Annotated in this window: 23 protein-coding genes; all 23 read left to right on the top strand. The window is 46.5% G+C overall.

From position 1 onward, the window contains the following. Nucleotides 1-109: 109 nt before the first annotated feature. The 23 genes from BV455_RS02870 to BV455_RS02760 all read left to right on the top strand — a co-directional run bounded on the left by BV455_RS02870 (nt 110) and on the right by BV455_RS02760 (nt 25,142). On the top strand, nt 110-847 hold the full coding sequence (locus BV455_RS02870) for a ClpP family protease (protein ID WP_017437029.1): 738 nt from the start codon (nt 110-112) through the stop codon (nt 845-847). Continuing rightward, nucleotides 844-1,068, top strand: coding sequence for a YlzJ-like family protein (locus BV455_RS02865; protein WP_017437028.1), 225 nt, complete (start codon nt 844-846; stop codon nt 1,066-1,068). Before BV455_RS02870 ends, BV455_RS02865 begins: the two co-directional genes overlap by 4 nt. 107 nt (nt 1,069-1,175) lie before the next feature. After that, on the top strand, nt 1,176-3,470 hold the full coding sequence (locus BV455_RS02860) for a DNA translocase FtsK (RefSeq protein WP_190977517.1): 2,295 nt from the start codon (nt 1,176-1,178) through the stop codon (nt 3,468-3,470). A gap of 212 nt (nt 3,471-3,682) precedes the next feature. Beyond that, entirely contained in the window at nt 3,683-4,414 is a 732-nt protein-coding gene (locus BV455_RS02855; RefSeq protein WP_017437026.1) for a GntR family transcriptional regulator, read from the top strand. A 92-nt stretch (nt 4,415-4,506) separates the two neighbouring features. Then, nucleotides 4,507-5,592 (top strand): BMP family lipoprotein, encoded by a 1,086-nt coding sequence (locus tag BV455_RS02850; RefSeq protein ID WP_218687745.1) that lies wholly within the window; start codon nt 4,507-4,509, stop codon nt 5,590-5,592. Nucleotides 5,593-5,725: 133 nt separating this feature from the next. Further along, nucleotides 5,726-7,255: an ABC transporter ATP-binding protein gene (locus BV455_RS02845; protein ID WP_017437024.1), complete on the top strand. Its 1,530-nt coding sequence runs from the start codon at nt 5,726-5,728 to the stop codon at nt 7,253-7,255. Beyond that, nucleotides 7,252-8,298, top strand: coding sequence for an ABC transporter permease (locus tag BV455_RS02840; protein WP_061580194.1), 1,047 nt, complete (start codon nt 7,252-7,254; stop codon nt 8,296-8,298). The genes BV455_RS02845 and BV455_RS02840 overlap by 4 nt, the downstream gene beginning before the upstream one ends. Next, nucleotides 8,299-9,258, top strand: a complete 960-nt coding sequence (locus BV455_RS02835) for an ABC transporter permease (RefSeq protein ID WP_042407069.1) — start codon at nt 8,299-8,301, stop codon at nt 9,256-9,258. A 143-nt stretch (nt 9,259-9,401) separates the two neighbouring features. Then, on the top strand, nt 9,402-10,682 hold the full coding sequence (yfmF, locus tag BV455_RS02830) for an EF-P 5-aminopentanol modification-associated protein YfmF (RefSeq protein WP_218687744.1): 1,281 nt from the start codon (nt 9,402-9,404) through the stop codon (nt 10,680-10,682). Between the two features lies 1 nt (nt 10,683). After that, nucleotides 10,684-11,976 (top strand): EF-P 5-aminopentanol modification-associated protein YfmH, encoded by a 1,293-nt coding sequence (gene yfmH, locus BV455_RS02825; protein ID WP_218687743.1) that lies wholly within the window; start codon nt 10,684-10,686, stop codon nt 11,974-11,976. 38 nt (nt 11,977-12,014) lie between these two features. After that, a complete protein-coding gene (gene ymfI / locus BV455_RS02820; protein ID WP_042407061.1) occupies nt 12,015-12,731 on the top strand; it encodes an elongation factor P 5-aminopentanone reductase in 717 nt (238 codons plus the stop codon). A gap of 61 nt (nt 12,732-12,792) precedes the next feature. Further along, nucleotides 12,793-13,044 carry a DUF3243 domain-containing protein gene (locus BV455_RS02815; RefSeq protein WP_017437018.1) on the top strand — a complete coding sequence of 84 codons (252 nt, stop codon included), beginning with the start codon at nt 12,793-12,795 and terminating at the stop codon, nt 13,042-13,044. 142 nt (nt 13,045-13,186) lie between these two features. Continuing rightward, nucleotides 13,187-13,978, top strand: a complete 792-nt coding sequence (locus BV455_RS02810; RefSeq protein WP_218687742.1) for a DUF3388 domain-containing protein — start codon at nt 13,187-13,189, stop codon at nt 13,976-13,978. A 24-nt stretch (nt 13,979-14,002) separates the two neighbouring features. Continuing rightward, complete coding sequence (locus BV455_RS02805; protein ID WP_081159589.1) at nt 14,003-14,881, top strand: helix-turn-helix domain-containing protein; 879 nt, start codon at nt 14,003-14,005, stop codon at nt 14,879-14,881. Between the two features lie 50 nt (nt 14,882-14,931). Next, nucleotides 14,932-15,510, top strand: coding sequence for a CDP-diacylglycerol--glycerol-3-phosphate 3-phosphatidyltransferase (pgsA, locus tag BV455_RS02800; protein WP_042407054.1), 579 nt, complete (start codon nt 14,932-14,934; stop codon nt 15,508-15,510). 36 nt (nt 15,511-15,546) lie between these two features. Beyond that, on the top strand, nt 15,547-16,791 hold the full coding sequence (locus BV455_RS02795) for a competence/damage-inducible protein A (RefSeq protein ID WP_081159590.1): 1,245 nt from the start codon (nt 15,547-15,549) through the stop codon (nt 16,789-16,791). 166 nt (nt 16,792-16,957) lie between these two features. Further along, nucleotides 16,958-18,007, top strand: a complete 1,050-nt coding sequence (recA, locus tag BV455_RS02790; protein ID WP_017437013.1) for a recombinase RecA — start codon at nt 16,958-16,960, stop codon at nt 18,005-18,007. 458 nt (nt 18,008-18,465) lie between these two features. After that, the gene (gene rny / locus BV455_RS02785) at nt 18,466-20,022 is read left to right on the top strand and encodes a ribonuclease Y (RefSeq protein WP_017437012.1); all 1,557 of its coding nucleotides are present in this window, start codon (nt 18,466-18,468) and stop codon (nt 20,020-20,022) included. Between the two features lie 86 nt (nt 20,023-20,108). After that, a complete protein-coding gene (locus BV455_RS02780; RefSeq protein WP_042407048.1) occupies nt 20,109-20,903 on the top strand; it encodes a TIGR00282 family metallophosphoesterase in 795 nt (264 codons plus the stop codon). 129 nt (nt 20,904-21,032) lie between these two features. Next, on the top strand, nt 21,033-21,293 hold the full coding sequence (gene spoVS, locus BV455_RS02775) for a stage V sporulation protein SpoVS (protein WP_003251598.1): 261 nt from the start codon (nt 21,033-21,035) through the stop codon (nt 21,291-21,293). Between the two features lie 93 nt (nt 21,294-21,386). Beyond that, complete coding sequence (locus tag BV455_RS02770; RefSeq protein ID WP_042411968.1) at nt 21,387-22,304, top strand: dipeptidase; 918 nt, start codon at nt 21,387-21,389, stop codon at nt 22,302-22,304. Between the two features lie 232 nt (nt 22,305-22,536). Next, complete coding sequence (locus BV455_RS02765) at nt 22,537-24,273, top strand: 2-oxoacid:acceptor oxidoreductase subunit alpha (protein WP_017437009.1); 1,737 nt, start codon at nt 22,537-22,539, stop codon at nt 24,271-24,273. Between the two features lie 2 nt (nt 24,274-24,275). Further along, nucleotides 24,276-25,142 (top strand): 2-oxoacid:ferredoxin oxidoreductase subunit beta, encoded by an 867-nt coding sequence (locus BV455_RS02760; protein WP_017437008.1) that lies wholly within the window; start codon nt 24,276-24,278, stop codon nt 25,140-25,142. Nucleotides 25,143-25,299 lie beyond the last annotated feature (157 nt).

Below are 25,299 nucleotides of genomic sequence, written 5' to 3'. Positions count from 1 at the left end.
TCATGCTCAAAGTCCACGGGAAAATGCTGGTAGGGATTTTACCCTATCAGCATTTTTCTTTTCCAACTCGAGCATACTAAACATATGACGGAGAGAAAGGAGAATGTATATGGAAACAGAGCGTTACATACAGCAAGAAGCAGACGAAAAACCGGAAACAAAGACGGAGCAAGCGGCAGAGGCGATTCAGCAATTAGGACAAACGAACATTCCGCAAATGACGCCGGATACGAATATCCATTGTTTGACGATCGTCGGGCAAATCGAAGGCCATATTCAGCTGCCGCCGCAAAACAAAGCGACAAAATACGAACATGTCATTCCGCAAATTGTAGCAATCGAGCAAAATCAAAATATTGAAGGGTTGCTTGTTATTTTAAACACGGTAGGCGGTGATGTGGAAGCAGGATTGGCGATCGCGGAAATGCTGGCATCTTTATCTAAACCGACCGTTTCGATCGTGCTGGGAGGGGGACACTCGATCGGCGTGCCGATTGCCGTTTCCTGCGACTATTCGTTCATTACCGAAACAGCGACGATGACGATCCACCCGGTTCGCCTGACGGGGCTCGTGATCGGCGTTCCGCAAACATTTGAGTATTTAGATAAAATGCAGGAACGGGTCGTTCGCTTTGTTACGAAACATTCAAATATTAGTGAAGAAAAGTTTAAGGAACTGATGTTTTCGAAAGGAAATTTAACGCGCGATATTGGCACGAACGTCGTCGGTCCCGATGCGGTTAAATATGGGCTGATTGATGAAGTCGGCGGAGTTTCGCAGGCGATGAACAAATTGCGGGAATTAATTGAAATGAAAAAATCCGGTGAAAGGAAGATGATTCAATGATTTTATATACGATCATGCCGGAGCATTTAATTTTCCCAACGGACACCGCAGCATATGAAAAACAAAAGATGGTCTATTATGACGGCATTCCGTTTCTCGTGCAAAAAACAGATACCGATGAATATGAAATTGTACAAAACTTAAGCACCAATCCGTTTCATTTTTTAGATCCAAAATATGCACCTGGGTCGCGATTTCCGATGTCTGCCGCAACATCGTAATGAATTCTATGTCCATTCATGGTATAATAAATAAGCAAACGGAAAAAAGCAGCCATTGTTGGCTGCTTTTTTCCAGTCTTCGAATTCGTTCATTGGAGTGAATCATTGTGGCAAAACGGAAGCGAAAGAAAAAAACAAAACAGTCCAAAAAGCAATGGAAAGAGGCGTTTCGCTTCGAATTGCTCGGGCTTGCTATGTTGGCGATTTCCGTGATTGCAATGGCCCACCTTGGGCTGGTGGGAAAAGCGCTTGTGCTTGTGGCGCGTTTTTTCTTTGGCGAATGGTATATGCTGCTGTTGGTAGGCATGTTTAGCCTGTCGTTTTATCTCATTTGGAAGCGCGCTTGGCCTTCGTTTGTCAACCGTATTTTTCTCGGTTCCTATATTATCATTTCCGCTCTTTTGCTTTTAAGTCATGAAAAGCTGTTTGATTTGTTGTCGCGCCGGGGACAATTTGATCCTAGCGTGATCCGGACGACGTGGGAATTGTTTTGGAATGAAGCAAGCGGCAAAACCGCGAGTGCGGACTTGGGAGGGGGAATGGTCGGAGCTTTTCTGTTTGCCGCAAGCTATCAACTATTTGATGAACTTGGCACAAAGTGGATCTGTTTTTTTCTTTTTCTCGCCGGCATCGTCTTTCTGACGGGAAAATCGCTGCGGGAAACCATCGGAAAAGCGGTGATGTTGTTTCTTACATTTCTGAAGCAGCAATGGCTGGCGTTCATTGCCGATATGAAACAGTTGAACCACCAAAAAAAGGAGCGCAAACGGCGGAAACCAAGTGTAGCGCCGTCTTCTCCACATAGCGACAGCATCGACGAGGAGCCGGCCGCACAGGAAGGGGAAGTTTTCTCGCCGCCGATTATTTCTGATTTTACTGCTGCCCGCTCGAGTGAAACCGAGTACGGACCGCCTGAAGAGAGCAGGGAAAATGCAGAAGAAGAGTCTCCGCCGCTGGCATTCTCGGAGATGGAAAATACGGATTACCAGCTGCCGCCGCTTGAGCTGCTGCATTTGCCAAAGCAAACCGGTCAGGTGAAGGATCATGCCAATATTTATGCGAATGCGCGCAAGCTGGAAAAAACATTTCAAAGCTTTGGTGTTAAAGCGAAAGTAACGCAAGTTCACCTTGGCCCGGCGGTGACGAAATATGAAGTATACCCGGATGTCGGCGTGAAAGTAAGCAAAATCGTCAGTTTAAGCGATGACCTTGCGCTTGCCTTAGCAGCGAAGGACATCCGCATTGAAGCTCCGATTCCTGGAAAGTCTGCTATCGGCATTGAAGTTCCAAATGAAGAAATTGCCACCGTTTCGCTGCGGGAAGTGTTAGAAGCGATTGATCACTACAAACAGGAAGCAAAACTGTTAATTCCGTTAGGGCGGGACATTTCCGGCGAAGTCGTGGTCGCAGAGCTGAACAAAATGCCGCATTTGTTAATCGCCGGGGCGACCGGCAGCGGCAAAAGTGTATGCATCAACGGCATTGTCATCAGCTTGCTGATGCGGACAAAACCGCATGAAGTAAAACTAATGATGATCGACCCGAAAATGGTAGAATTAAGCGTCTATAATGGCATTCCACATTTGCTGACGCCGGTCGTGACCGATCCGAAAAAAGCGTCGCAAGCACTGAAAAAAGTAGTGCAAGAAATGGAGCGGCGCTATGAATTGTTCTCGCACACCGGCACGCGCAACATCGAAGGGTACAATGAACATATACAGCGTCATAATCAAGAAGCCAACGAAAAACAGCCGCTTCTTCCATACATTGTCGTCATTATTGACGAGCTGGCCGATTTAATGATGGTCGCTTCCTCCGATGTGGAAGATTCGATTACACGGCTCGCGCAAATGGCGCGCGCGGCCGGCATTCATTTAATTATCGCTACCCAGCGGCCGTCGGTGGATGTCATTACCGGCGTTATTAAAGCCAATATTCCGTCGCGGATCGCGTTTAGCGTTTCCTCGCAAACGGATTCGCGCACAATTTTGGACATGGGCGGCGCGGAAAAGCTGCTAGGCCGCGGCGATATGCTGTTTTTGCCGATGGGCGCTTCCAAACCGGTGCGCGTCCAAGGAGCGTTTGTTTCCGATCAAGAAGTCGAAGAAGTGGTCGACTTTGTTATTTCCCAGCAAAAAGCGCAATACTATGAAGAGATGATGATTAGCGAGGAAAGCGAAGATACGTCATTTGACGATGAATTATATGAGGAAGCGGTACGTCTTGTCGTAGAGATGCAAAGCGCTTCCGTTTCCATGCTGCAGCGGCGTTTTCGCATCGGCTATAACCGTGCGGCCCGCCTCATCGACGCGATGGAAGCGCGCGGAGTCGTCGGACCATATGAAGGAAGTAAACCGCGTGCCGTGCTGCTCTCGAAAGAAGATATAAAAAAAACGTCATAGAAAAGCGGAGAACAGGTCTGCAATCGCCTGTTTTCCGCTAAAAAATATGTCACATTGGAAGCGCTACCAATAATTCTTTTTCTTTTTTTCGACAAAATTTTTATTAACTATTTATTTATGAAAAAAAAAATGCTATAGTAATGTCAAATAGGTTACATGTCTAATGTCAGAGGTCTGATATCTAAAAAATGAAGAAAGTGGAGGATTTTCTGATGTCGATCAAATCGGACAATCGCCATCTATATTTGCAGGTGATTGATCGCATTAAACATGATATCGAAACCGGCGTATATAAAGAAAAGCAAAAGCTTCCTTCGGAATTTGAACTGGCAAAGCAGCTCGGCGTCAGCCGCGCCACCTTGCGCGAGGCGTTGCGGGTGCTAGAAGAAGAAAATGTTATCATCCGCCGCCACGGCGTCGGAACGTTTGTCAACGCAAGACCGCTGTTTACCTCCGGCATCGAGCAGCTGAGCAGCGTGACCGATATGATTCGCCAAGCGGGACGCAAGCCGGGAACGATTTTTTTATCTTCTTCCATTCAGCAGCCAACCGAAGATGATGTGCGAAGATTTCAATGTTCGCCAGACGATGCCATTTTGCACATTGAACGGGTTCGCACGGCGGACGGGGAGCCTGTTGTCTATTGCATTGATAAAATTTTATGCAAATATTTGCCGAAAGGAATTTCTTATGAACAAGAGTCGCTATTTGAAAATTTACATCACCAAACCAACCGGGACATCGCTTATGCGGTAGCCCGCATTGAGCCGCTCGGCTATCATGAGAAAGTGTCGCCGATTTTGCAATGTGAGCCGGAAACAGCGCTTCTTGTATTAAAGCAAATGCATTTTGATAAAAACGATGAACCGATCTTTTATTCGATTAACTATTTCCGCTCCGATAAATTTAGCTTCCATGTCATGCGCAGACGCATTAGCTTTTAAGGAGGTGAAACCGATACATAGAATAGAAGGGCGAGGATGTTTCCATACTAACGAAGAATGACAATTTTTTTGGAATTAGGGGGTAATGGACAATGAAGAAAAGGTTTGGGATTGCACTGTCTCTTATATTAGCAGCAGGCACTTTACTAGGCGGCTGTGGTGGACAAGGAGGCAATAATGCCGGCAACAAAGATACGTTTAGCGTTGCGATGGTAACGGACGTCGGTGGTATTGACGACAAATCGTTTAACCAATCCGCTTGGGAAGGTCTGCAAAAATTTGGAAAAGACAATGACTTGAAAAAAGGCCGCGGCGGCTATGATTATTTGCAATCGTCTAGTGATGCGGATTATGCGACGAACTTAAATAAACTAGTGCGCAGCGATTTTGATTTGATTTATGGAATTGGCTACTTAATGGGAGATGCAATAAAAGAGGTTGCAAAACAAAACCCGAAAAAACATTTTGCGATTGTCGACACGGTTGTTAATGAACCAAACGTGGCAAGCATTACCTTTAAAGAAAATGAAGGTTCGTTCCTTGTCGGTGTTGTTGCTGGTTTAACGACAAAAACGAACAAAATCGGCTTTATTGGCGGAATGGAAATTCCATTAATTGAGAAGTTTGAAAGCGGATTCCGTGCCGGTGTCAAAGCCGTCAATCCAAAGGCAAAAGTGGAAGTGCAATATGCCGGCGCTTTTGACCAAGCCGATAAAGGAAAAGCGATCGCATCAAGCATGTATGCTTCCGGCATCGATGTCATCTATCATGCCGCTGGGGCAACAGGAAACGGCTTGTTCTCGGAAGCGAAAGACTTGAAAAAGAAAGATCCGAACCGTGAAATTTGGGTTATCGGTGTCGATAAAGACCAAGCACCGGAAGGCATGGTGAAGGTAAAAGGAAAAACGTATAACGTTACGTTGACATCGATGGTAAAACGGGTTGATGTTGCTGTTTACGACGTAGCAAAACGGGCAAAAGACGGTGATTTCCCTGGCGGCAAAACGCTCGAATACGGGCTTCCGGAAAATGGGGTAGGCATTGCTCCAACACAAGATAACATCAAGCCGGAAGTGTTAAAGGCAGTAGACCAATGGAAGCAAAAAATTATTAAAGGCGAAGTAAAAGTTCCAACAAACCGAAAAGAACTTCAACAGTTTGAAGCGTCCTTAAAATAAGTAACTGAATAAAAAAGGCTAGTGTGTCCCGCTAGCCTTTTTATCCGCCAAAATCATAAAATGAAAGGCTGCAATAGTTGATTGCATCCTTCCATTTTGTGATTTTACCTTGCTGAAGTAAGGAGTGAATAGTTTGGAATACGTGATTGAGATGTTGAACATCCGCAAAGTATTTGGCAATTTTGTCGCAAATGACAACATTACATTGCAAGTAAAAAAGGGGGAGATTCACGCACTCCTTGGCGAAAACGGGGCGGGAAAGTCGACGCTAATGAACGTGTTGTTTGGTCTCTACCAGCCGGATGGCGGTGAGATTCGCGTAAAAGGCCAAAAAGTCAACATTACCGATCCGAACGTAGCCAACGATCTTGGGATCGGCATGGTGCACCAGCATTTTATGCTTGTCGATACGTTTACGGTAACGGAAAACATTATTTTAGGCAGTGAACCGACAAAAGGTGGTACGATCGATATAAAGCGGGCGGAAAGGGAAGTGCGCGAGCTGTCGGAACGCTATGGTCTTGCTGTCGATCCGACGGCGAAAATTGCCGATATTTCCGTGGGTATGCAGCAGCGTGTGGAAATTTTAAAAACATTATACCGCGGGGCGGACATTTTGATTTTTGATGAACCGACCGCCGTACTGACGCCACAAGAAATCCATGAGCTGATACAAATTATGAAAAAGCTTGTCAAGGAAGGAAAATCGATTATTTTAATTACGCATAAATTAAAAGAAATTATGGAAGTGTGCGACCGCGTAACGGTCATTCGCCGTGGAAAAGGAATCGCTACTTTAAACGTTTCAGAAACGAACCCAAATGAGCTCGCCGCACTGATGGTCGGTCGCGAAGTGCAGTTTAAAACGGAGAAAAAACCGGCGCAGCCAGGCAAACCGGTGTTGGAAATTAAAGATTTAGTCGTGAAAGATGCACGCGGCGTGACGACCGTGAACCATTTAGATTTAACGGTGCATGCCGGAGAAATCGTCGGCATTGCCGGGGTGGACGGCAACGGACAGACAGAACTGATCGAGGCGCTGACAGGGCTGATTAAGGCGGAATCGGGAACGATTTTGCTCAACGGCCGCGATATTACCAATCTTCCGCCGCGGAAAATTATTGAAGCCGGTGTCGGCCATATCCCGCAGGATCGTCATAAACATGGGCTTGTTCTCGATTTTCCAATCGGTGAAAATATGGCGCTGCAAACGTATTATAAGCGTCCATATTCGAAGCGCGGCATTTTGAACTTTAAAGCGATTTACGAAAAAGCGCGGCAGCTGATCGCCGAATTTGACGTGCGCACTCCTGATGAGTATACGAAAGCGCGCGCTCTTTCTGGGGGTAACCAGCAAAAAGCGATTATCGGCCGCGAGGTGGATCGGAATCCAGACTTGCTGATTGCGGTGCAGCCAACGCGCGGGTTGGATGTTGGAGCCATTGAATTTATCCACAAACGGCTTATTGAACAGCGTGATCAAGGCAAAGCAGTTCTTCTTGTTTCTTTTGAGCTCGATGAAGTGATGAATGTAAGCGACCGCATTGCCGTGATTTACGAAGGAAAAATTGTCGCCATCGTTGATCCGAAAGAAACGACGGAACAGGAGCTCGGATTGCTAATGGCAGGAAGTAAACGGAAGGAAGCAGGTGTGTCCTCATGAATTTAAATCGGCTTAATCAATTCTTCGTTCCAGTGCTGGCGGTGCTGTTAGGGATGATCGTCGGCTCGATCGTCATGATCGTCAGCGGGTATAATCCGATTGCGGGATATTCCGCGTTGATTTACGGGGCGTTCGGCGATCCGTATTACATCGGCGAAACGATTCGTCAGACGACGCCTTATATTTTATCGGGACTTGCCGTTGCCTTTGCCTTTCGCACGGGTTTGTTTAACATTGGTGTCGAAGGGCAGCTTATTGTCGGCTGGCTCGTAGCGGTATGGGTCGGCGTATCGTTCGATTTGCCAAAGGTGATTCACTTGCCGCTCGCCATTTTGGCGGCGGCGCTGGCGGGAGCGCTATGGGCGTTAATTCCAGGCATTTTAAAGGCTTATTTAAAAGTGCACGAAGTAATCATTACGATTATGATGAACTATATTGCTCTTCATGTTACCAATGCCATTATCCGTTCTGTTTTATCAGATGAAGGTTTTAAATCCCAACCTATCCACGAAAGCGCATCGCTTCGTTCGGATTTTCTCGATGCCATTACGTACCATTCTACGATGCATTACGGCATTATTATCGCCGTTATTGGTGCCGTTATCATGTGGTTTCTTCTTGAAAAAACAACAAAAGGATTTGAGCTGCGGGCGGTCGGATTTAACCAGCACGCTTCGCAATATGCGGGAATGAATGTAAAAACGAATATTGTTTTAGCAATGGTCATTTCCGGAGCTTTTGCCGGTGTTGCTGGCGCCATGGAGGGCCTTGGCACATTCGGCAACATTTCTACGAAAGCAGGATTTACCGGCATCGGATTTGACGGAATTGCGGTGGCGTTGATTGGCGGCAACAATGCTTTTGGAATTTTGCTCTCGGCATTATTATTCGGTGCGCTGAAAGTCGGAGCGCTGGAAATGCCGTCGAGTGCTGGCGTGCCAACCGAATTAGTGGATATTATTATTGCACTTATCATTTTCTTTGTCGCATCTAGTTACATTATTCGCTTATTACTATCTCGTTTGCAAAAGGGGGCGGAATAAGTGAGCATTTATGAAGTTCTGCAAATCATCGTTCCATCTGCGATTTTCTTTGCTGCTCCCCTAATTTTTACAGCGCTTGGCGGTGTATTTAGCGAGCGTTCCGGCGTTGTAAACATCGGTTTAGAAGGGTTAATGATTATCGGCGCGTTCGTTAGCGTTGTTTTTAACTTAACGTTTGCTGATCAGTTTGGGGCGTTTACTCCATGGCTCGCCCTGCTGGCTGCGATGATTGTCGGTGCGGTTTTCTCCCTGCTTCACGCCGTTGCCTCGGTCTCTTTCCGCGCTGACCAAGTCGTCAGCGGCGTGGCAATCAACTTTTTGGCGCTTGGCTTGACGCTCTTTTTAGTCAAAAAAATGTATGGAAAAGGACAAACCGATCAAATTCAAGTCGGATTTGATAAAATTGACGTTCCTGTATTAAGCCACATTCCGGTTATCGGGCCGCTCTTTTTCTCAAATGCGTACATTCCGTCATATTTGGCGATTATTTTGGCGTTTGTTGCCTGGTATATTATTTACAAAACGCCATTTGGCCTTCGTCTTCGCGCTGTCGGCGAACACCCGATGGCAGCGGATACGATGGGGATCAATGTGACGAAAATGCGTTATATCGCTGTGATGATTAGCGGTGCGTTAGGCGGTATTGGCGGAGGGGTGTATGCGACGATTATTTCACGTGATTTCAGCCATGCCACCATTTCTGGGCACGGTTTTATGGCCCTTGCGGCGATGATTTTCGGAAAGTGGCATCCGATCGGCGCGATGGGAGCGGCGCTGTTTTTTGGGTTAGCACAAAGCTTGAGCATTGTCGGTCAGACGATTCCATTTTTAAAAAATGTCCCAACCGTTTATTTGCTCATTGCCCCATACGTGTTGACCATTTTAGCGCTGGCCGGCTTTATCGGACGCGCGGAAGCGCCAAAATCTCTAGGCACTCCTTACATTAAGGGAAAACGGTAACCGAACAGAAAAAGAACCCGAACCAACTCGTCGGGTTCTTTTTGCTTTTATTTGCATTTTTTGGTTTGGGAAAGGTATATTGTTGATAAGGCGAACACAACAATAAAAATATCCATGAGATTTATTGCAAAGGAGGAGTTCGATTGGTCAATGAAAAAATAACGACGGTTCAACAAATTAACGTCCATACGGTTCCGACCAATAAATATAAAACCAATACACTTGTATGGAAAATGAAAGCGCCTCTTTCCAGGGAAACGGTTACGTTGCGCGCCCTCTTGCCTTATGTATTGCAAAGCGGCACGGCGAAATATCCAAGTGTCAAGCAGCTGCGGACGTATTTAGATGAACTGTATGGAGCGACATTAAATGTAGATTTAGCGAAGAAGGGTGAAAATCATATTATTACGATTCGCATCGATGTAGCCAATGAAGTGTTTTTGCAGGAGAAAACGCCGCTTTTAGAGAAAGCGCTTCAATTGCTGGCAGATATTGTGCTTCGTCCTGCCATGGAAAACGGGCGATTTGTCGAAGAGATTGTCGCTCAGGAAAAGCGGGCGCTAAAGCAGCGCATTCAAGCTGTTTATGATGATAAAATGCGTTACGCCAGCTTGCGGCTCATTCAAGAAATGTGCAAAGGGGAGCCGTACGCTTTACATGCCAATGGCGAGCTGGAAGATGTTGACGGCATTACCGCGGAACAGCTGTTTCAATATTATCAAAAAACGCTTTCCGAGGATGAAATCGATTTGTACGTCATTGGCGACGTCCAGGAAGACGCGGTCCTGCAAGCGGTGACATCCCATTTTTCCATGCCAACCCGCAACGTCCGTTCATCAGGCGGAACACAAGTAGCGCATAAAGCGCCGGAGAAAGTGAACGAAGTGGTGGAAAAACAAGATGTCAAACAAGGAAAATTAAATATCGGCTACCGCACGAACGTCACTTACAATGATGATGACTATTACGCGCTGCAAATGTTTAACGGCATTTTCGGCGGTTTCTCCCATTCCAAATTGTTTATCAACGTGCGCGAGAAAGCGAGTTTAGCGTATTATGCCGCTTCGCGTTTGGAAAGCCATAAAGGGTTATTAATGGTCATGTCGGGCATTGAGCCGTCGAATTACGAAAAAGCGCGGCAAATTATCGAAAAGCAAATGGAAGCGATGAAAAATGGAGATTTCACCGATGAAGAAATCACGCAGACAAAAGCGGTCATTCGCAATCAGCTGCTTGAAACGATCGACACTCCGCGTGGATTAGTGGAAGTGCTCTATCATAATGTCGTTTCCAAGCGGAAGCGGCCGATGGAAGAATGGCTCTCGGGCACCGACCGCGTTACCCGCGAAGATATCGTGCGCGTCGCGGGCAAAGTCGAACTCGATACGATTTACTTCCTGACCGGAATGGAAGGAGCGGAATAATATGAAAAAAATGGTATACGAACAGCTGCAGGAACAGCTGTTTTATGAAAAAATGGAAAACGGTTTGGATGTATATATTTTGCCGAAAAAAGGATTTAACAAAACGTATGCTACGTTTACGACCAACTACGGATCGGTCGACAATCAATTCGTCCCGCTCGGCAAAACGGAGATGAAGCGGGTTCCCGATGGCATTGCCCACTTTTTGGAGCATAAGCTGTTTGAAAAAGAAGACGGCGACGTGTTCCAACAGTTCAGCAAACAGGGGGCATCGGCGAATGCATTTACGTCCTTTACGCGCACCGCTTATTTATTTTCTAGCACCGCCAACGTCGAAAAAAATTTAGAAACGCTTCTTGACTTTGTGCAAAGCCCTTACTTTTCCGACAAAACGGTGGAAAAAGAAAAGGGAATCATCGGCCAGGAAATTCGCATGTATGATGATAATCCTGACTGGCGCGTTTACTTTGGCGTCATTGAAAGCATGTATCAAAACCACCCGGTAAAAATCGATATTGCTGGTACGGTCGAGTCTATTGCGCAAATTACGAAAGATCTTTTATATGAATGTTATGAAACATTTTACCATCCGAGCAATATGCTGCTTTTTGTCGTCGGACCGGTCGATGAGCAGAAAATAATGCAGCAAATTCGCGATAATCAAGCGAAAAAATCGTTCCCGAAAGCACAGAAAGTCGAAAGGTTTATATATAAGGAGCCAAGCGAGGTTGCCGAGAAAAAGAAAGTCATCCCGATGCATGTGCAAACGAACAAATGCTTTGTCGGAATTAAAGCCCCATCTGTTCCTCCAGCCGGCAAAGAAAAACTGGTTCATGAGCTGGCGTTCAATGTTTTGCTGGACTATTTGTTTGGCAAAAGTTCGCCGCATTACGAGCGATTGTACCGGCTTGGGCTTATTGATGAAACGTTTATGTATGATTATACCGAAGAGCGCGAGTTCGGCTTCGCCATGGTCGGCGGCGATACAAGCGATGCCGATCGGCTTAGCGAAGAAGTGAAACAAATTTTGTTTTCCTTTTCCATTGATACAGTGAAAGGCGAGGAACTAGAGCGGGTGAAAAAGAAAAAAATCGGCGCGTTTTTGCGTTCGATGAATTCTCCGGAATATATCGCCAACCAGTTTACGCGCTACGCGTTTAATGGGGGCAGTTTGTTCGATGTTGTTTCCGTCTTGCAATCATTAACAACGGAACAAATTGGGGAAATTGCCAAGCAGTGTTTCTGTGAATCGCAAATCGCTGTCTGTCAAGTAGTTCCAAAAGAGAAAAAGTAGCATCCTTCCATGAAGGATGCTTTTTTAGGGGGATCGCTATGAAATACGCACTGATTACCGGGGCAAGCGGCGGAATCGGGACAAGCATCGCCCGCCAGCTCGCTGCTGATGGCTATGGGCTTTTATTGCATTACAATCGCCGCCGGGAGCCAGTCGAAAAGCTGAAAAAGGAGTTGGCAGCCACGCATGTGGTGCCGATTCAGGCCGATCTTGCAGCGGAAGATGGCGTGGATGTGCTTCTTTCGCAAATAAATCGCCCGGTTGATGTCATTGTGTACAACAGTGGAAATAGCTATTACGGCCTTATTACAGATATGAGCGACGAACTGGCACAAAGCATGGTGCAGCTTCATGTGACAAGCCCGATTTTATTAATAAAAAAACTGCTGCCCTCAATGATTGCCAAAAAGCAAGGAAACATCGTCATCGTTTCTTCCATTTGGGGATTAACCGGCGCTGCATGCGAAGTCGTCTATTCGATGGTCAAAGGCGGACAAAATGCGTTTGTGAAGGCACTTGCGAAAGAATTAGCACCAAGCGGCATTCGCGTCAACGCCGTCGCTCCCGGAGCGATTGATACGGATATGTTGCGCATATTTTCGCAAGAGGATTTGCAGGCGATTGCGGACGATATTCCGATCGGGCGTCTCGGCACGGCCGATGAGGTCGCCAAAACAGTGTCCTTTTTGATTTCCGATGCAGCTTCTTACATAACCGGGCAAATTATTTCCGTCAATGGCGGATGGTACTGTTAAGTATATTTTATGAAAAAACAGGCAAACTATCCTTGAAACGAAAAATAAGGAGGTTACACATATGTCTGTATTAGATAACTTTGAACAATGGAAGGACTTCCTCGCAGAGCGTCTTGAACAAGCGCAGCAGCAAGGACTGAGCCAACAAGTGATCTCGGATGTCGCTTATCAAATCGGTGACTACCTAGCAAGACAAGTAGATCCAAAAAACCCGGAAGAGCGGCTGCTTGCTGATCTTTGGAGAGTCGCCGATGAACAAGAGCAGCATGCCATTGCGAACATGATGGTAAAATTAGTACAGCAAGAATCATAACAAAAAATATGTGCAAGAGAGGGTCCACCTCTCTTTTTTTCATTCCTATCCCTTTTCGGTTGCTTTTCCATTCGATATTATAGTAGTATGAACTTATCATAGGTAGTTTGTGCGGGCATTTGCGAATGAGGGAGGAGACGGGATGGGAAAGCAAGAGTGGTATTTAGAGTACGAAATACATATTAACCGTCCGGGGCTGTTAGGAGATGTTGCTTCCTTATTAGGGATGCTGTCGATCAATATCGTGACGATTAACGGCGTGCGCGATTCGCGCCGCGGCATGTTGCTGCTTTGCGATAATAATGAACAAATTGAACGTCTCTCTACCATTTTGCAAACGATGGATAATATTACCGTAACGAAGCTGCGCCAGCCGAAACTGCTTGACCGCCTTGCCGTCCGCCACGGCCGTTACATTCAGCGGGATGCCGATGACAAAAAAACGTTCCGCTTTGTCCGTGACGAGCTCGGACTGCTTGTCGATTTTATGGCGGAAATTTTTAAAGAGAAAGGTCATAAGCTGATCGGCATCCGCGGCATGCCGCGCGTCGGCAAAACGGAGTCGATCGTCGCGGCTAGCGTTTGTGCCAATAAGCGCTGGCTTTTCGTCTCATCGACCCTCATTAAACAGACGGTGCGCAGCCAGCTGATCGAGGATGAATATAGCGAAGACAATATTTTTATTATTGACGGTATTGTGTCAACTAGGCGGGCGAATGAGCGGCATTGGCAGCTGATTCGCGAACTGATGCGTTTGGAGGCGACGAAAGTAGTGGAGCACCCGGATATTTTTGTCCGCCATACCGAATATACGCTAGATGACTTTGACTACATTATTGAGCTGCGTCATGATCCAAATGAAGAGATTACGTACGATGCCATTGATCAGCCGTCTCTGTTTGGAAACGATGGCTTTTCAGAATTTGATTTTTAATCAAAAAGTGGAAGGTGTTTATCGTTGACAGAATTAGGTAAACGTTTAAAGGAAGCGAGAGAGGCGAAAAACATTAGTTTGGACGAGCTGCAAGATATGACAAAAATTCAAAAGCGCTATTTAATCGGCATTGAAGAAGGAAATTACGCCATCATGCCGGGAAATTTCTATGTCCGCGCGTTTATTAGGCAATATGCGGAGGCAGTTGGACTTGACCCGGAACAAATATTTGAAGAGTACAAACAAGACATTCCACAATCTTACCAAGATGAGATTCCTCAACCGCTATCGCGGGTGAAAACGCGGCAGCAGCTCTCGCCGGAAAGCACGAAATGGCTCAATTTGCTTCCGAAGCTGCTTATTGCCGCCGTCGTTGTCGGCATTGCCGTCATCATTTGGCTGCTTCTGCAAAATAATGCCGGAAACAAACCGGAAAGCCAAGTGAAAAAAGAGACGACAACAGAGGTTGAAAGTTCGGAAAACTCGCCGCTTGAGAAAGCGAAAGAAAAAGCGAGAAAACAGGCAAGCCACAACAACCGGGAAAAAGTCGGCCAACAAACAAAAGAAGTGCCTGCACCAAAAGCAACGCTTAACGTCGTAGAAACACGCGGCAACTTATCGACGATTGAGCTGACCAATACGGATCAATTTGTTATTGAGTTGACATCGAAAGGCAATTCGTGGGTAGAAGTATACAATACAAAGGGGCATTCTTTCTTTAAAGGTAGTTTAACAAACGGACAAACACAAACATTTGATTTGTCCGCCGAGACGGAAGTGTTTGTGAAAATCGGCCGCACGCTTGATGTGGACATGAAAGTAAACGGGAAACCTTTCACCTATCCAATCGATCCAAAAGATGAAGTATTCCAGAAAATGAAATTTATCTTTAAAAAATCATAGCATCATCGATGGATAGTCTTTTCACATGCTGACTAGCGGAGGTATTTGGAGTGAATCTGCCTAATAAAATAACAGTAGCGCGCATTATGCTCATACCGTTATTTTTAATTGTTATGCTTGTTCCGTTTGGGTGGGGCAGCGTGAAAATCGGCGCGGTCACGCTGCCGGTTTCCCATCTGATCGGGGCGTTGATTTTCATTATCGCTTCGACGACGGATTGGATTGACGGCTATTATGCCCGTAAATATCAACTTGTCACCAACTTAGGGAAGTTTTTGGACCCGCTTGCCGATAAATTGCTTGTCTCGGCGGCGCTTATTGTGCTTGTTGAGCTTCATTATGCGCCGTCTTGGATGGTGATTGTCATCATTAGCCGCGAGTTTGCCGTGACAGGGCTGCGGCTCGTGCTGGCCGGCGAAGGAGAGGTAATGGCTGCCAATATGCTCGGCAAAATTAAAACGTGGACGCAAATTATAGCGATTTCCGCTCTTCTTTTGCATAACTTTCCGTTTTCGCTTCTATCGTTTCCGTTTGCCGATTTGGCGCTGTGGGTGGCCGTCATTTTTACGATATGGTCCGGCTGGGATTATTTTTCAAAAAATAAACATGCTTTCTTGCATTCCAAATAGAAATATACATGCAGACCAATAAAGGGGGCGCCTTGATTGAACGCAGAGATTATTGCTGTTGGCTCTGAGCTGTTGCTCGGACAAATCGCCAACACCAATGCGCAGTTTTTGTCGCAGCAGCTTGCCGGGCTTGGCATTAACGTTTATTTTCATACTGTTGTCGGTGATAATGCCGCTAGGCTCGAGCAGGCGATAAAAGTGGCGCGAACAAGGGCCGACCTGATTATTTTTACCGGCGGGCTCGGTCCGACGAAAGACGATTTAACGAAAGAAACGATCGCTCGTCTGCTGCAGCGGAAGCTGGTGACGGATGAGGAAGCGCTGCGTTCCATTGAAGCGTATTTTGCCCGCACAAACCGGATCATGACGGAAAATAATAAAAAGCAGGCATTGGTGTTGCAAGGCTCTGTCATATTAAAAAATGAGCACGGCATGGCGCCGGGGATGGCAATTACAATCGATTCCATTACCTATATGCTTTTGCCCGGACCGCCAAAAGAAATGCAGCCGATGTTTCTCAAATACGGCCGCGCTTTTTTGCTAGAGAAGCTTGGACAGCAGGAACGCATTGAATCGCGCGTATTGCGTTTTTTTGGCATTGGCGAGTCAGAGTTGGAAACAAGAATTCAAGACTTGATTGATCAGCAGTCCAATCCGACGATTGCCCCGCTTGCCGGCGACGGAGAGGTGACGTTGCGTTTGACCGCGAAGCACCGCTCGGAAGCAGAGGCAAAAAAAATGCTTGATGAGACGGAAAAGAAAATTGTTGAACGCGTCGGCGCCTATCTTTATGGCTATAATGAAGAAACATTATTTGAAAAGGTGATTCAGACGCTAAAAGCACAAAAGAAAACAGTGGCAGCGGCTGAAAGCTTAACAGGCGGGCTTTTCCTAGAGCAACTGACAGCTGTTCCTGGTGCTTCCCAAGTGGTTCGCGGCGGCGTCGTCTGCTATACGAATGATGTAAAAGAAAAAGTGCTTGGCGTCCCCCATGCCGTTTTAACAGCCGACGGCGCGGTAAGCGAACGTTGCGCGTGCCTGTTGGCGGAAAATGTCCGCACGCTCTGCCAGGCGGATATTGGCATCAGCTTTACCGGTGTAGCAGGGCCAGCCCCGCTTGAAGGGAAGCCAGTTGGCACCGTATATATCGGCATTTCCACTTCCGATAATAGGACGGATGTTTATCCGCTCACCTTATCCGGCCAGCGCGACGCAATTCGCGTCCGCACCGCAAAGTATGGCTGCTCCTTCCTATTAAAAGCATTGGACGGCTACCGATGAAGCGTAGCCGTCTTTCCTCACGTTATTCCCTGCTTTTCCCCCCTTCTGATGGAGATTGTTTCTATTTTCACCACAAGAAAACGAATGGACGTTCGATTTTTTGCTTGGCAACAGCCGTAAAAAACGGTATAGTATAAGTAGTTGAGAAAAAAGGAGGAGTTTGTTAGTGAATCAAGACCGTCAAGCCGCCTTAGAGCAGGCGTTGAAACAGATTGAAAAGCAGTTTGGCAAAGGCTCGATTATGAGGCTTGGTGAGCAGACAGATCGCAAAATTTCCACTGTCTCCAGTGGATCGCTGGCGCTTGATATCGCTTTAGGAGTGGGCGGCTATCCGCGCGGGCGCATTGTTGAAATATATGGACCTGAATCTTCAGGGAAAACGACCGTTGCCCTTCATGCGATTGCCGAAGTGCAGAAGCAAGGGGGACAAGCGGCATTTATTGACGCAGAGCATGCGCTTGATCCGGTTTATGCGCAAAAATTAGGCGTCAATATCGATGAGTTGCTGCTGTCTCAGCCAGATACGGGCGAGCAGGCGCTCGAAATCGCGGAAGCGTTAGTGAGAAGCGGTGCGGTTGACATTATTGTCATTGACTCCGTTGCGGCGCTGGTGCCAAAAGCGGAAATTGAAGGGGAAATGGGCGACGCCCATGTTGGTTTGCAGGCGCGCTTGATGTCGCAAGCGTTGCGCAAATTATCAGGAGCGATTAATAAGTCAAAGGCGATCGCCATTTTCATCAACCAAATTCGCGAAAAAGTCGGAGTCATGTTTGGCAATCCGGAGACAACGCCAGGCGGCCGCGCGTTAAAATTTTATGCTTCCGTCCGCCTGGAAGTGCGCCGTGCTGAGCAAATCAAGCAAGGTAACGATATGGTGGGAAATAAAACGAAAATTAAAGTTGTGAAAAATAAAGTGGCTCCGCCATTTAAAACAGCGGACGTAGATATTATGTACGGAGAAGGCATTTCCCGCGAAGGCGAAATTATCGATATGGCATCGGAGCTTGATATCGTGCAAAAAAGCGGTTCGTGGTACTCCTATAAAGACGAGCGCCTTGGCCAAGGGCGGGAAAATGCGAAACAGTTTTTAAAAGAAAATCCGCATATTGCCGAAGAAATTGCCCAAGAAATCCGCAAACATTACGGCATTGAATCTTCTAGTGCTAACAGTGTCGGCGAATTGCAGCAAGACGAGTTTGGGCTTTTGGAAGACTAAACGAGGGAGGAAAGCGATTCCTCTCTTTTTTTATTTTCCATTTATTGCAGGGGTGCACTTCCTATATCTTGACAATCATTTTTGCCGCCTTTAAAATTAACATGTATATTTTTCAAAAAAAATAAACGATAGAAGCCCGTGACTCCGGCTGATGGAGGCGGTCCGTGCAAAGACTGGTGAAGGAATCGTTTTGCACTGGACCAACTCTCTGAAATGATGGACGATCATGCAAGGGAGTGCGGTAAGCATTTGCGGAAAGCTAGACTGCGTTCGCGTAAATCCACAGCTCCCATCCATTGAACCGTTCGCTCTATGTACGCTTCATGAATCAACGGGTTGCCGGTGCTTGAAACTCCGATGTTTGCAAAAATTGTGCTGTATGTTGAAACGTTGATAACAATGTACATGCCAACAGTTACATCAAACGCATCTGAATGATAGCAAGAGGAGGTGAAACCATGGGTTCAATCATCATCTCCGCTTTGCTTGCCTTAGTTGTCGGTGCCGTTGTTGGCTTTTTTGTTCGCAAATCGATCGCAGAGGCGAAAATTGGCGGTGCACAAGCAGCCGCACAGCAAATTGTGGAAGAAGCAAAACGAGAAGCGGATGCGTTGAAAAAAGAAGCGCTTCTTGAAGCAAAAGATGAAATCCACAAGCTTCGCACCGAGGTGGAACGTGAAATTCGCGACCGCAGAAGTGAGCTGCAAAAACAAGAAAATCGATTGCTGCAAAAAGAAGAAAATCTCGACCGCAAAGACGAAGCCCTCAATAAACGCGAGGCGCTTTTAGAGGCGAAAGACGAAGCACTGAATGAAAGACAACAGCATATTGAACAGATGGAAAGCAAAGTGGAAGAACTCGTGCAGCAGCAACAAACGGAATTAGAACGAATTTCCGGCTTGACCCGCGAAGAAGCGCGGCAAATTATTTTGGAACGCGTTGAAAAAGAATTGTCCCATGAAATTGCCGTGATGGTGAAAGAGGCTGAAACGCGTGCGAAAGAAGAGGCGGATAAGAAGGCAAAAGCGATTTTATCGCTCGCTATTCAGCGTTGCGCTGCGGACCATGTCGCGGAAACAACCGTATCCGTCGTTAATTTGCCAAACGATGAAATGAAAGGGCGGATCATCGGACGCGAAGGGCGCAATATTCGCACGCTCGAAACGCTCACCGGCATAGATTTAATTATTGATGACACGCCGGAAGCTGTTATTTTATCAGGGTTTGACCCGATCCGCCGCGAAACGGCGCGCATCGCTTTGGACAAACTCGTTCAAGATGGACGGATCCATCCGGCGCGAATTGAGGAAATGGTAGAAAAAGCGAGACGGGAAGTCGACGAACACATTCGCGAGGTCGGTGAACAAACGACATTCGAAGTTGGTGTTCATGGCTTGCATCCGGATCTAATCAAAATTTTAGGACGGTTGAAGTTCCGGACAAGCTACGGGCAAAACGTATTGAAGCATTCGATCGAGGTGGCGTTCTTAGCGGGACTGATGGCGGCGGAGCTCGGCGAAGATGAAATGCTGGCAAGACGTGCCGGTCTTCTACACGATATTGGTAAAGCGATTGACCATGAAGTGGAAGGAAGCCATGTCGAAATTGGCGTCGAACTGGCGACGAAATATAAAGAACATCCGGTCGTCATTAACAGCATTGCTTCCCACCATGGTGATACCGAACCGACTTCTGTCATCGCCGTGCTTGTTGCCGCAGCAGACGCGTTGTCTGCGGCAAGACCGGGAGCGCGCAGCGAAACGCTTGAAAACTACATTCGCCGCCTCGAAAAATTAGAAGAAATTGCGGAATCGTATGAAGGAGTAGAAAAATCATACGCCATCCAGGCGGGACGCGAAGTGCGCATTATGGTGAAGCCAGATGTGATCGATGATTTAGAAGCGCATCGGTTAGCGCGGGAAATCCGCAAGCGGATTGAAGAAGAGCTCGATTATCCAGGACATATTAAAGTTACTGTGATTCGCGAAACAAGGGCGGTAGAGTATGCAAAATAAAGTGGCGAAATATTGCCACTTTATTTTTTTTATATTTTGTGCCACACTTGAACTAGTTACACTTCAGCTTAGAAAGGGATATATGAATGAGGTTATTATTTATCGGCGATGTGGTCGGTTCGCCAGGACGAAAAATGGTAGAGCAATATTTGCCAAAGCTAAAGGAGAAGCATAGACCGAACATCATTATTATCAATGGGGAAAATGCCGCGGGCGGAAAAGGAATTACGGAAAAAATATACCGCTCTTTTCTTGAGCAAGGAGCCCATGTCGTCACGCTTGGCAACCACGCATGGGACCAGCGCGATATATTTGAATTTATTGATGATGCCAAAGCATTAGTGCGGCCGGCAAATTTTCCAGAAGGTGTTCCGGGCAAGGGGATTGTCTATATACAAATCGAGCATATGGAAGTGGCGGTCATTAATCTGCAAGGAAGAATATTTTTGCCGGCCATCGATTGTCCGTTCAAAAAAGCCGACGAACTGATCGCCGAGGCGGCGCAGCGCACGCCGATTATTTTCGTTGATTTTCACGCGGAGGCAACGAGCGAAAAGCAGGCGATGGGCTGGTATTTGGATGGACGGGTTTCTGCCGTTGTCGGCACCCATACACATGTGCAAACGGCTGATGCTCGTATTTTACCAAAAGGAACTGCCTATATTACCGATGTTGGAATGACCGGTCCATATGACGGGATTTTAGGTGTAGATCGCGAAGTAGTGCTGAGAAAGTTTTTGACATCATTACCTGTCCGTTTCCAAATAAAAGAGGGAAGAAGCCAGCTGAACGCCGTGCTCATCGATGTGGACATAAAAACAGGGCGGGCGAATAAGATTGAGCGAATCATCATCAATGATGACCACCCTTATTTTGAATAATAGACTTTTTAGAAATTTTTTAAAATTTTTTTCGTCTAGGCAGGAATACTTGTCAAAACAGTGAATATAAGTAACAATGAAATCATTTTTCTCGATAAATTTTAGGAGGAAACGAGGGAGGAGCTAGAAATGGAAATATTAAAAGTTTCAGCAAAGTCGAATCCTAACTCTGTAGCTGGTGCACTTGCCGGGGTATTGCGTGAGCGCGGAGCGGCGGAAATCCAGGCGATCGGTGCAGGTGCATTAAACCAAGCCGTTAAGGCAGTAGCTATTGCACGAGGATTCGTGGCACCAAGCGGCATGGATCTCATCTGTATTCCTGCGTTTACCGATATCATTATTGACGGAGAAGAGCGCACGGCGATTAAATTAATTGTAGAACCTCGTTAATAGTGCAGAGCTTTGATGATAGAAACATAACCTGTTGGTGCCTTCGTTTTCGAGGGCAGGCAGGTTATTTTTACTTTATAAAGGAGGATATATATGATTTTCGATGCTCATTGCGATGCGCTAATGAAATTGTGGATGGATCGCTCGTTATCGTTCCAAGACGGAAAATCGCTTCACGTCACCTTACCGGCGCTGAAAGAGGCCAAGGTCAAGGTGCAGTGTTTTGCCATTTACATACCGGAAACGGTTTCGGAAGAAGCGAGGTTTACCGTTGCGCTGGAAATGATCGATATTTTTTTTGAACAAGTTATCGGTCGGTTTCCAGCGATGAAATTTGTCCGTTCGAAACGCGACATTGATGCGTTGGAAGAAAATGAAATCGGGGCGATGCTAACGCTCGAAGGATGCGACGCAATTGGGACAAGCCTTGTTAAATTAAAAACGTTGCTGCGCCTCGGTGTTTCATCCGTCGGACTGACGTGGAACTGGTCTAATGCTGTAGCGGACGGGGCCTGGGAACGACGTGGCGCAGGGCTTACCAAATTCGGGAAACAAGTCGTTGAGCAGCTGAATGACGCAAAACGCTGGGTAGATGTGTCCCACTTATCGGAAAAAGCATTTTGGGATGTGCTGGAAATCGCACAGTTTCCGATTGCCTCTCATTCGAATACATATCGCTTTTGCCCGCATCCGCGCAACTTGCGTGATGAACAAATTAAAGCGCTTATTGCAAAAGATGGCATGATCGGTCTTAACTTTGTGCCGTATTTTTTAACAAAAGAAAAAGCCTCGATCACCGATGTGCTTCGCCATTTAGAACATGTGTGTTCGCTCGGCGGGGCAAGAAACGTTGGATTTGGCTCGGATTTTGACGGAATCGAGGAGACGGTCAGCGGGCTCGACACGGTGCGTGATTACGCGAATCTGGTCAATGAGTTGCAGAAACATTATTCCGAAGAGGAAGTAGAACGATTTTTATTCCGCAATTTTTATGACCATTTGCCGCAGTAATCGATTGTGGCGCAAATGGCTGAAACATTGGAACGCATGGATAAGTCTAATTTTTTATAAGTTTAGTTGCCGTTTTTTTCCTATAATTCTAGAATTAATTAACGATATTACATATTCGTAAAAAATATTCCTTAAAATGAAAAACATTTATCTGAAAAGTCTAGTGATTTTGTCGGAGAAGTGCTAAACTTATAATTGTAATTTTTTGACCGAATTTAAAGGGGTGTAAGAAATGATTCATCAGCTTTCATGGAAAGTTGGAGGACAACAGGGTGAAGGGATTGAAAGCACTGGGGAAATCTTCTCCATTGCGCTAAACCGTCTTGGTTATTATTTATATGGATATCGTCATTTTTCTTCACGAATTAAAGGGGGGCATACGAACAACAAGATTCGTGTCAGTACGACACCAGTTCGCTCGATTGCTGATGATCTTGATATATTAGTAGCGTTTGATCAGGAATCGATTGACTTTAACTTTCATGAGCTCCGCGACGGTGGAATTGTCATCGCTGATGCGAAGTTTAACCCGACGATTCCGGAACGCGAAGGTATCACGCTGTATGCCGTCCCGTTTACTGATATTGCGACGAATTTAGGAACATCGCTGATGAAAAACATGGTCGCTGTCGGCGCTTCCAGCGCAGTGCTCGGCATTGATATTGACGTGTATGGAGAAGTGGTTCAAGAAATTTTTGGAAGAAAAGGTCAGCAAGTCGTAGACAAGAACATGGAAGCGATCCGCGCCGGGGCCCAATATATGAAAGAGCAGCTTGGCGATCGCATGCAAACAATGAAACTAGCAAAGGCAGATGGCAAAAAGCGGATGTTTATGATCGGCAATGATGCGATTGCCTTAGGAGCTATCGCCGGCGGTGCGCGGTTTATGGCGGCCTATCCGATTACGCCGGCATCGGAAATTATGGAATATTTAATTAAAAAACTTCCGGATTTAGGCGGGGCGGTCATTCAAACGGAAGATGAAATCGCCGCATGTACGATGGCGATTGGGGCAAACTATGCCGGCGCGCGGGCGTTTACAGCATCCGCAGGTCCTGGTCTTTCCTTGATGATGGAGTCGATCGGGCTGGCCGGAATGACCGAAACGCCGCTTGTCATCGTTGATACGCAGCGCGGCGGCCCAAGTACAGGATTGCCAACAAAGCAGGAGCAATCGGACTTATTGGCGATGATTTATGGCACACACGGTGAAATTCCAAAAATCGTCATGGCGCCAAGCACGGTCGAGGAAGCGTTTTATGATATGATCGAAGCGTTCAACCTTGCCGAAGAATACCAATGTCCAGTCATCTTCTTGTCTGATTTGCAGCTGTCGCTTGGCAAACAGACGGTTGAGCCTTTAGAATATGATAAAATTGAAATCCGCCGCGGTAAACTCGTTACCGGTGAACTGCCGCCGTTAGAGAAAAAAGATGATTTTAAACGATATGAAATCACCGAGGATGGCATTTCGCCGCGCGTGCTTCCGGGAGTGCCAAACGGCATCCACCATGTCACCGGCGTCGAGCACGCGGAATCAGGAAGACCGTCCGAGGTAGCAGGAAACCGCAAGGCACAAATGGAGAAACGTTTACGTAAACTGCAACATATCCGGTTCAAAACGCCGGTGCATAAAAACGTCAAACACGATGAAGCCGATTTATTAATCGTCGGTTTTATCTCGACGCGCGGTGCGATCGAGGAAGCAATCGAGCGTCTTGAACAGGACGGCGTGAAAGTCAATCACGCGCATATTCGCTTGTTGCATCCGTTCCCGACAGAGGAAGTGCTGCCGCTTGTCGAAGCAGCGAAAAAAGTCGTTGTCGTCGAGCAAAATGCAACAGGCCAGCTTGCCAACATTCTTAAAATGAACGTCGGACACGCGGAGAAAATTGTGAGCGTCTTGAAATATGACGGAAATCCGTTTTTGCCGAATGAAGTTTATACAAAATGCAAGGAGTTGTTATAAACATGGCGACGTTTAAAGATTTTCGTAACGATGTCAAACCAAACTGGTGTCCAGGCTGTGGCGATTTTTCCGTACAAGCCGCCATTCAGCGCGCCGCGGCAAACATTGGGCTTGAGCCGCACCAGCTCGCCGTTATTTCCGGAATCGGCTGCTCGGGACGCATTTCCGGATACATTCATTCGTACGGCTTTCACGGCACCCACGGCCGTGCGTTGCCGCTTGCCCAAGGAGTGAAAATGGCCAACCGCGATTTAACAGTCATTGCCGCCGGCGGTGACGGCGACGGATTTGCGATTGGCATGGGGCATACGATTCATGCGATCCGCCGCAATATCGACATCACCTACATTGTCATGGACAACCAAATTTACGGCTTAACGAAAGGACAAACATCACCGCGCAGCGATGTCGGTTTTAAAACGAAAAGCACTCCGCAAGGTTCGGTCGAACCAGCCCTTTCGATTATGGAAATCGCATTAAGCGCCGGCGCAACCTTTGTAGCGCAAAGTTTCTCTAGCGATTTAAAAGAACTGACAAGCTTAATTGAAGAAGGAATCAAACATAAAGGATTCTCGCTTATTAATGTATTCAGTCCGTGTGTAACGTATAACAAGGTAAACACATACGACTGGTTTAAAGAAAATCTGGTGAAAGTAAGCGACATCGAAGGATATGATCCATCTGACCGCGCCATGGCGATGCAAACGGTGATGAAATATAAAGGACTAGTAACGGGGCTTATTTACCAAAACAAAGAGCAAAAATCTTATCAAGAACTGCTTCACGGCTACAGCGAAACGCCACTGGCTGAGGCAGACTTAAAACTAAGCAAAGAAAAATTCGATGAATTAGTTTCTGAATTTATGTAACTTGGAAATCATTCACTCCCAATTAGGTATTGCCTAGTTGGGAGTCATTTTGTTATGATAGCATGTTCCGTATAAAACGGAACAAGAAAAGTATTGTTTAAATTTGTTTGCAATTATATACTATGATAATGTGTATGATGTGGGGAAAAACATCTTT

Origin of the sequence: Parageobacillus caldoxylosilyticus (genome assembly GCF_019272935.1) — a bacterium.
GTDB classification, from domain to species: Bacteria; Bacillota; Bacilli; order Bacillales; family Anoxybacillaceae; genus Saccharococcus; species Saccharococcus caldoxylosilyticus.
The sequence above is the reverse complement of the archived record's forward strand: the minus strand, read 5'-3'. Positions and strand labels throughout refer to the sequence as shown.

Bases quoted from the DNA above. Each gene is read 5' to 3' on its own strand.
- ymfI (WP_042407061.1), top strand. From the start codon at position 12,015: ATGAAATACGCACTGATTACCGGGGCAAGCGGCGGAATCGGGACAAGC.
- BV455_RS02780 (WP_042407048.1), top strand. From the start codon at position 20,109: ATGAGGTTATTATTTATCGGCGATGTGGTCGGTTCGCCAGGACGAAAA.
- BV455_RS02865 (WP_017437028.1), top strand. From the start codon at position 844: ATGATTTTATATACGATCATGCCGGAGCATTTAATTTTCCCAACGGAC.
- BV455_RS02765 (WP_017437009.1), top strand. From the start codon at position 22,537: ATGATTCATCAGCTTTCATGGAAAGTTGGAGGACAACAGGGTGAAGGG.
- BV455_RS02840 (WP_061580194.1), top strand. From the start codon at position 7,252: ATGAATTTAAATCGGCTTAATCAATTCTTCGTTCCAGTGCTGGCGGTG.
- BV455_RS02870 (WP_017437029.1), top strand. From the start codon at position 110: ATGGAAACAGAGCGTTACATACAGCAAGAAGCAGACGAAAAACCGGAA.
- rny (WP_017437012.1), top strand. From the start codon at position 18,466: ATGGGTTCAATCATCATCTCCGCTTTGCTTGCCTTAGTTGTCGGTGCC.
- BV455_RS02810 (WP_218687742.1), top strand. From the start codon at position 13,187: ATGGGAAAGCAAGAGTGGTATTTAGAGTACGAAATACATATTAACCGT.
- BV455_RS02760 (WP_017437008.1), top strand. From the start codon at position 24,276: ATGGCGACGTTTAAAGATTTTCGTAACGATGTCAAACCAAACTGGTGT.
- BV455_RS02770 (WP_042411968.1), top strand. From the start codon at position 21,387: ATGATTTTCGATGCTCATTGCGATGCGCTAATGAAATTGTGGATGGAT.
- BV455_RS02855 (WP_017437026.1), top strand. From the start codon at position 3,683: ATGTCGATCAAATCGGACAATCGCCATCTATATTTGCAGGTGATTGAT.
- spoVS (WP_003251598.1), top strand. From the start codon at position 21,033: ATGGAAATATTAAAAGTTTCAGCAAAGTCGAATCCTAACTCTGTAGCT.
- yfmH (WP_218687743.1), top strand. From the start codon at position 10,684: ATGAAAAAAATGGTATACGAACAGCTGCAGGAACAGCTGTTTTATGAA.
- BV455_RS02815 (WP_017437018.1), top strand. From the start codon at position 12,793: ATGTCTGTATTAGATAACTTTGAACAATGGAAGGACTTCCTCGCAGAG.
- BV455_RS02850 (WP_218687745.1), top strand. From the start codon at position 4,507: ATGAAGAAAAGGTTTGGGATTGCACTGTCTCTTATATTAGCAGCAGGC.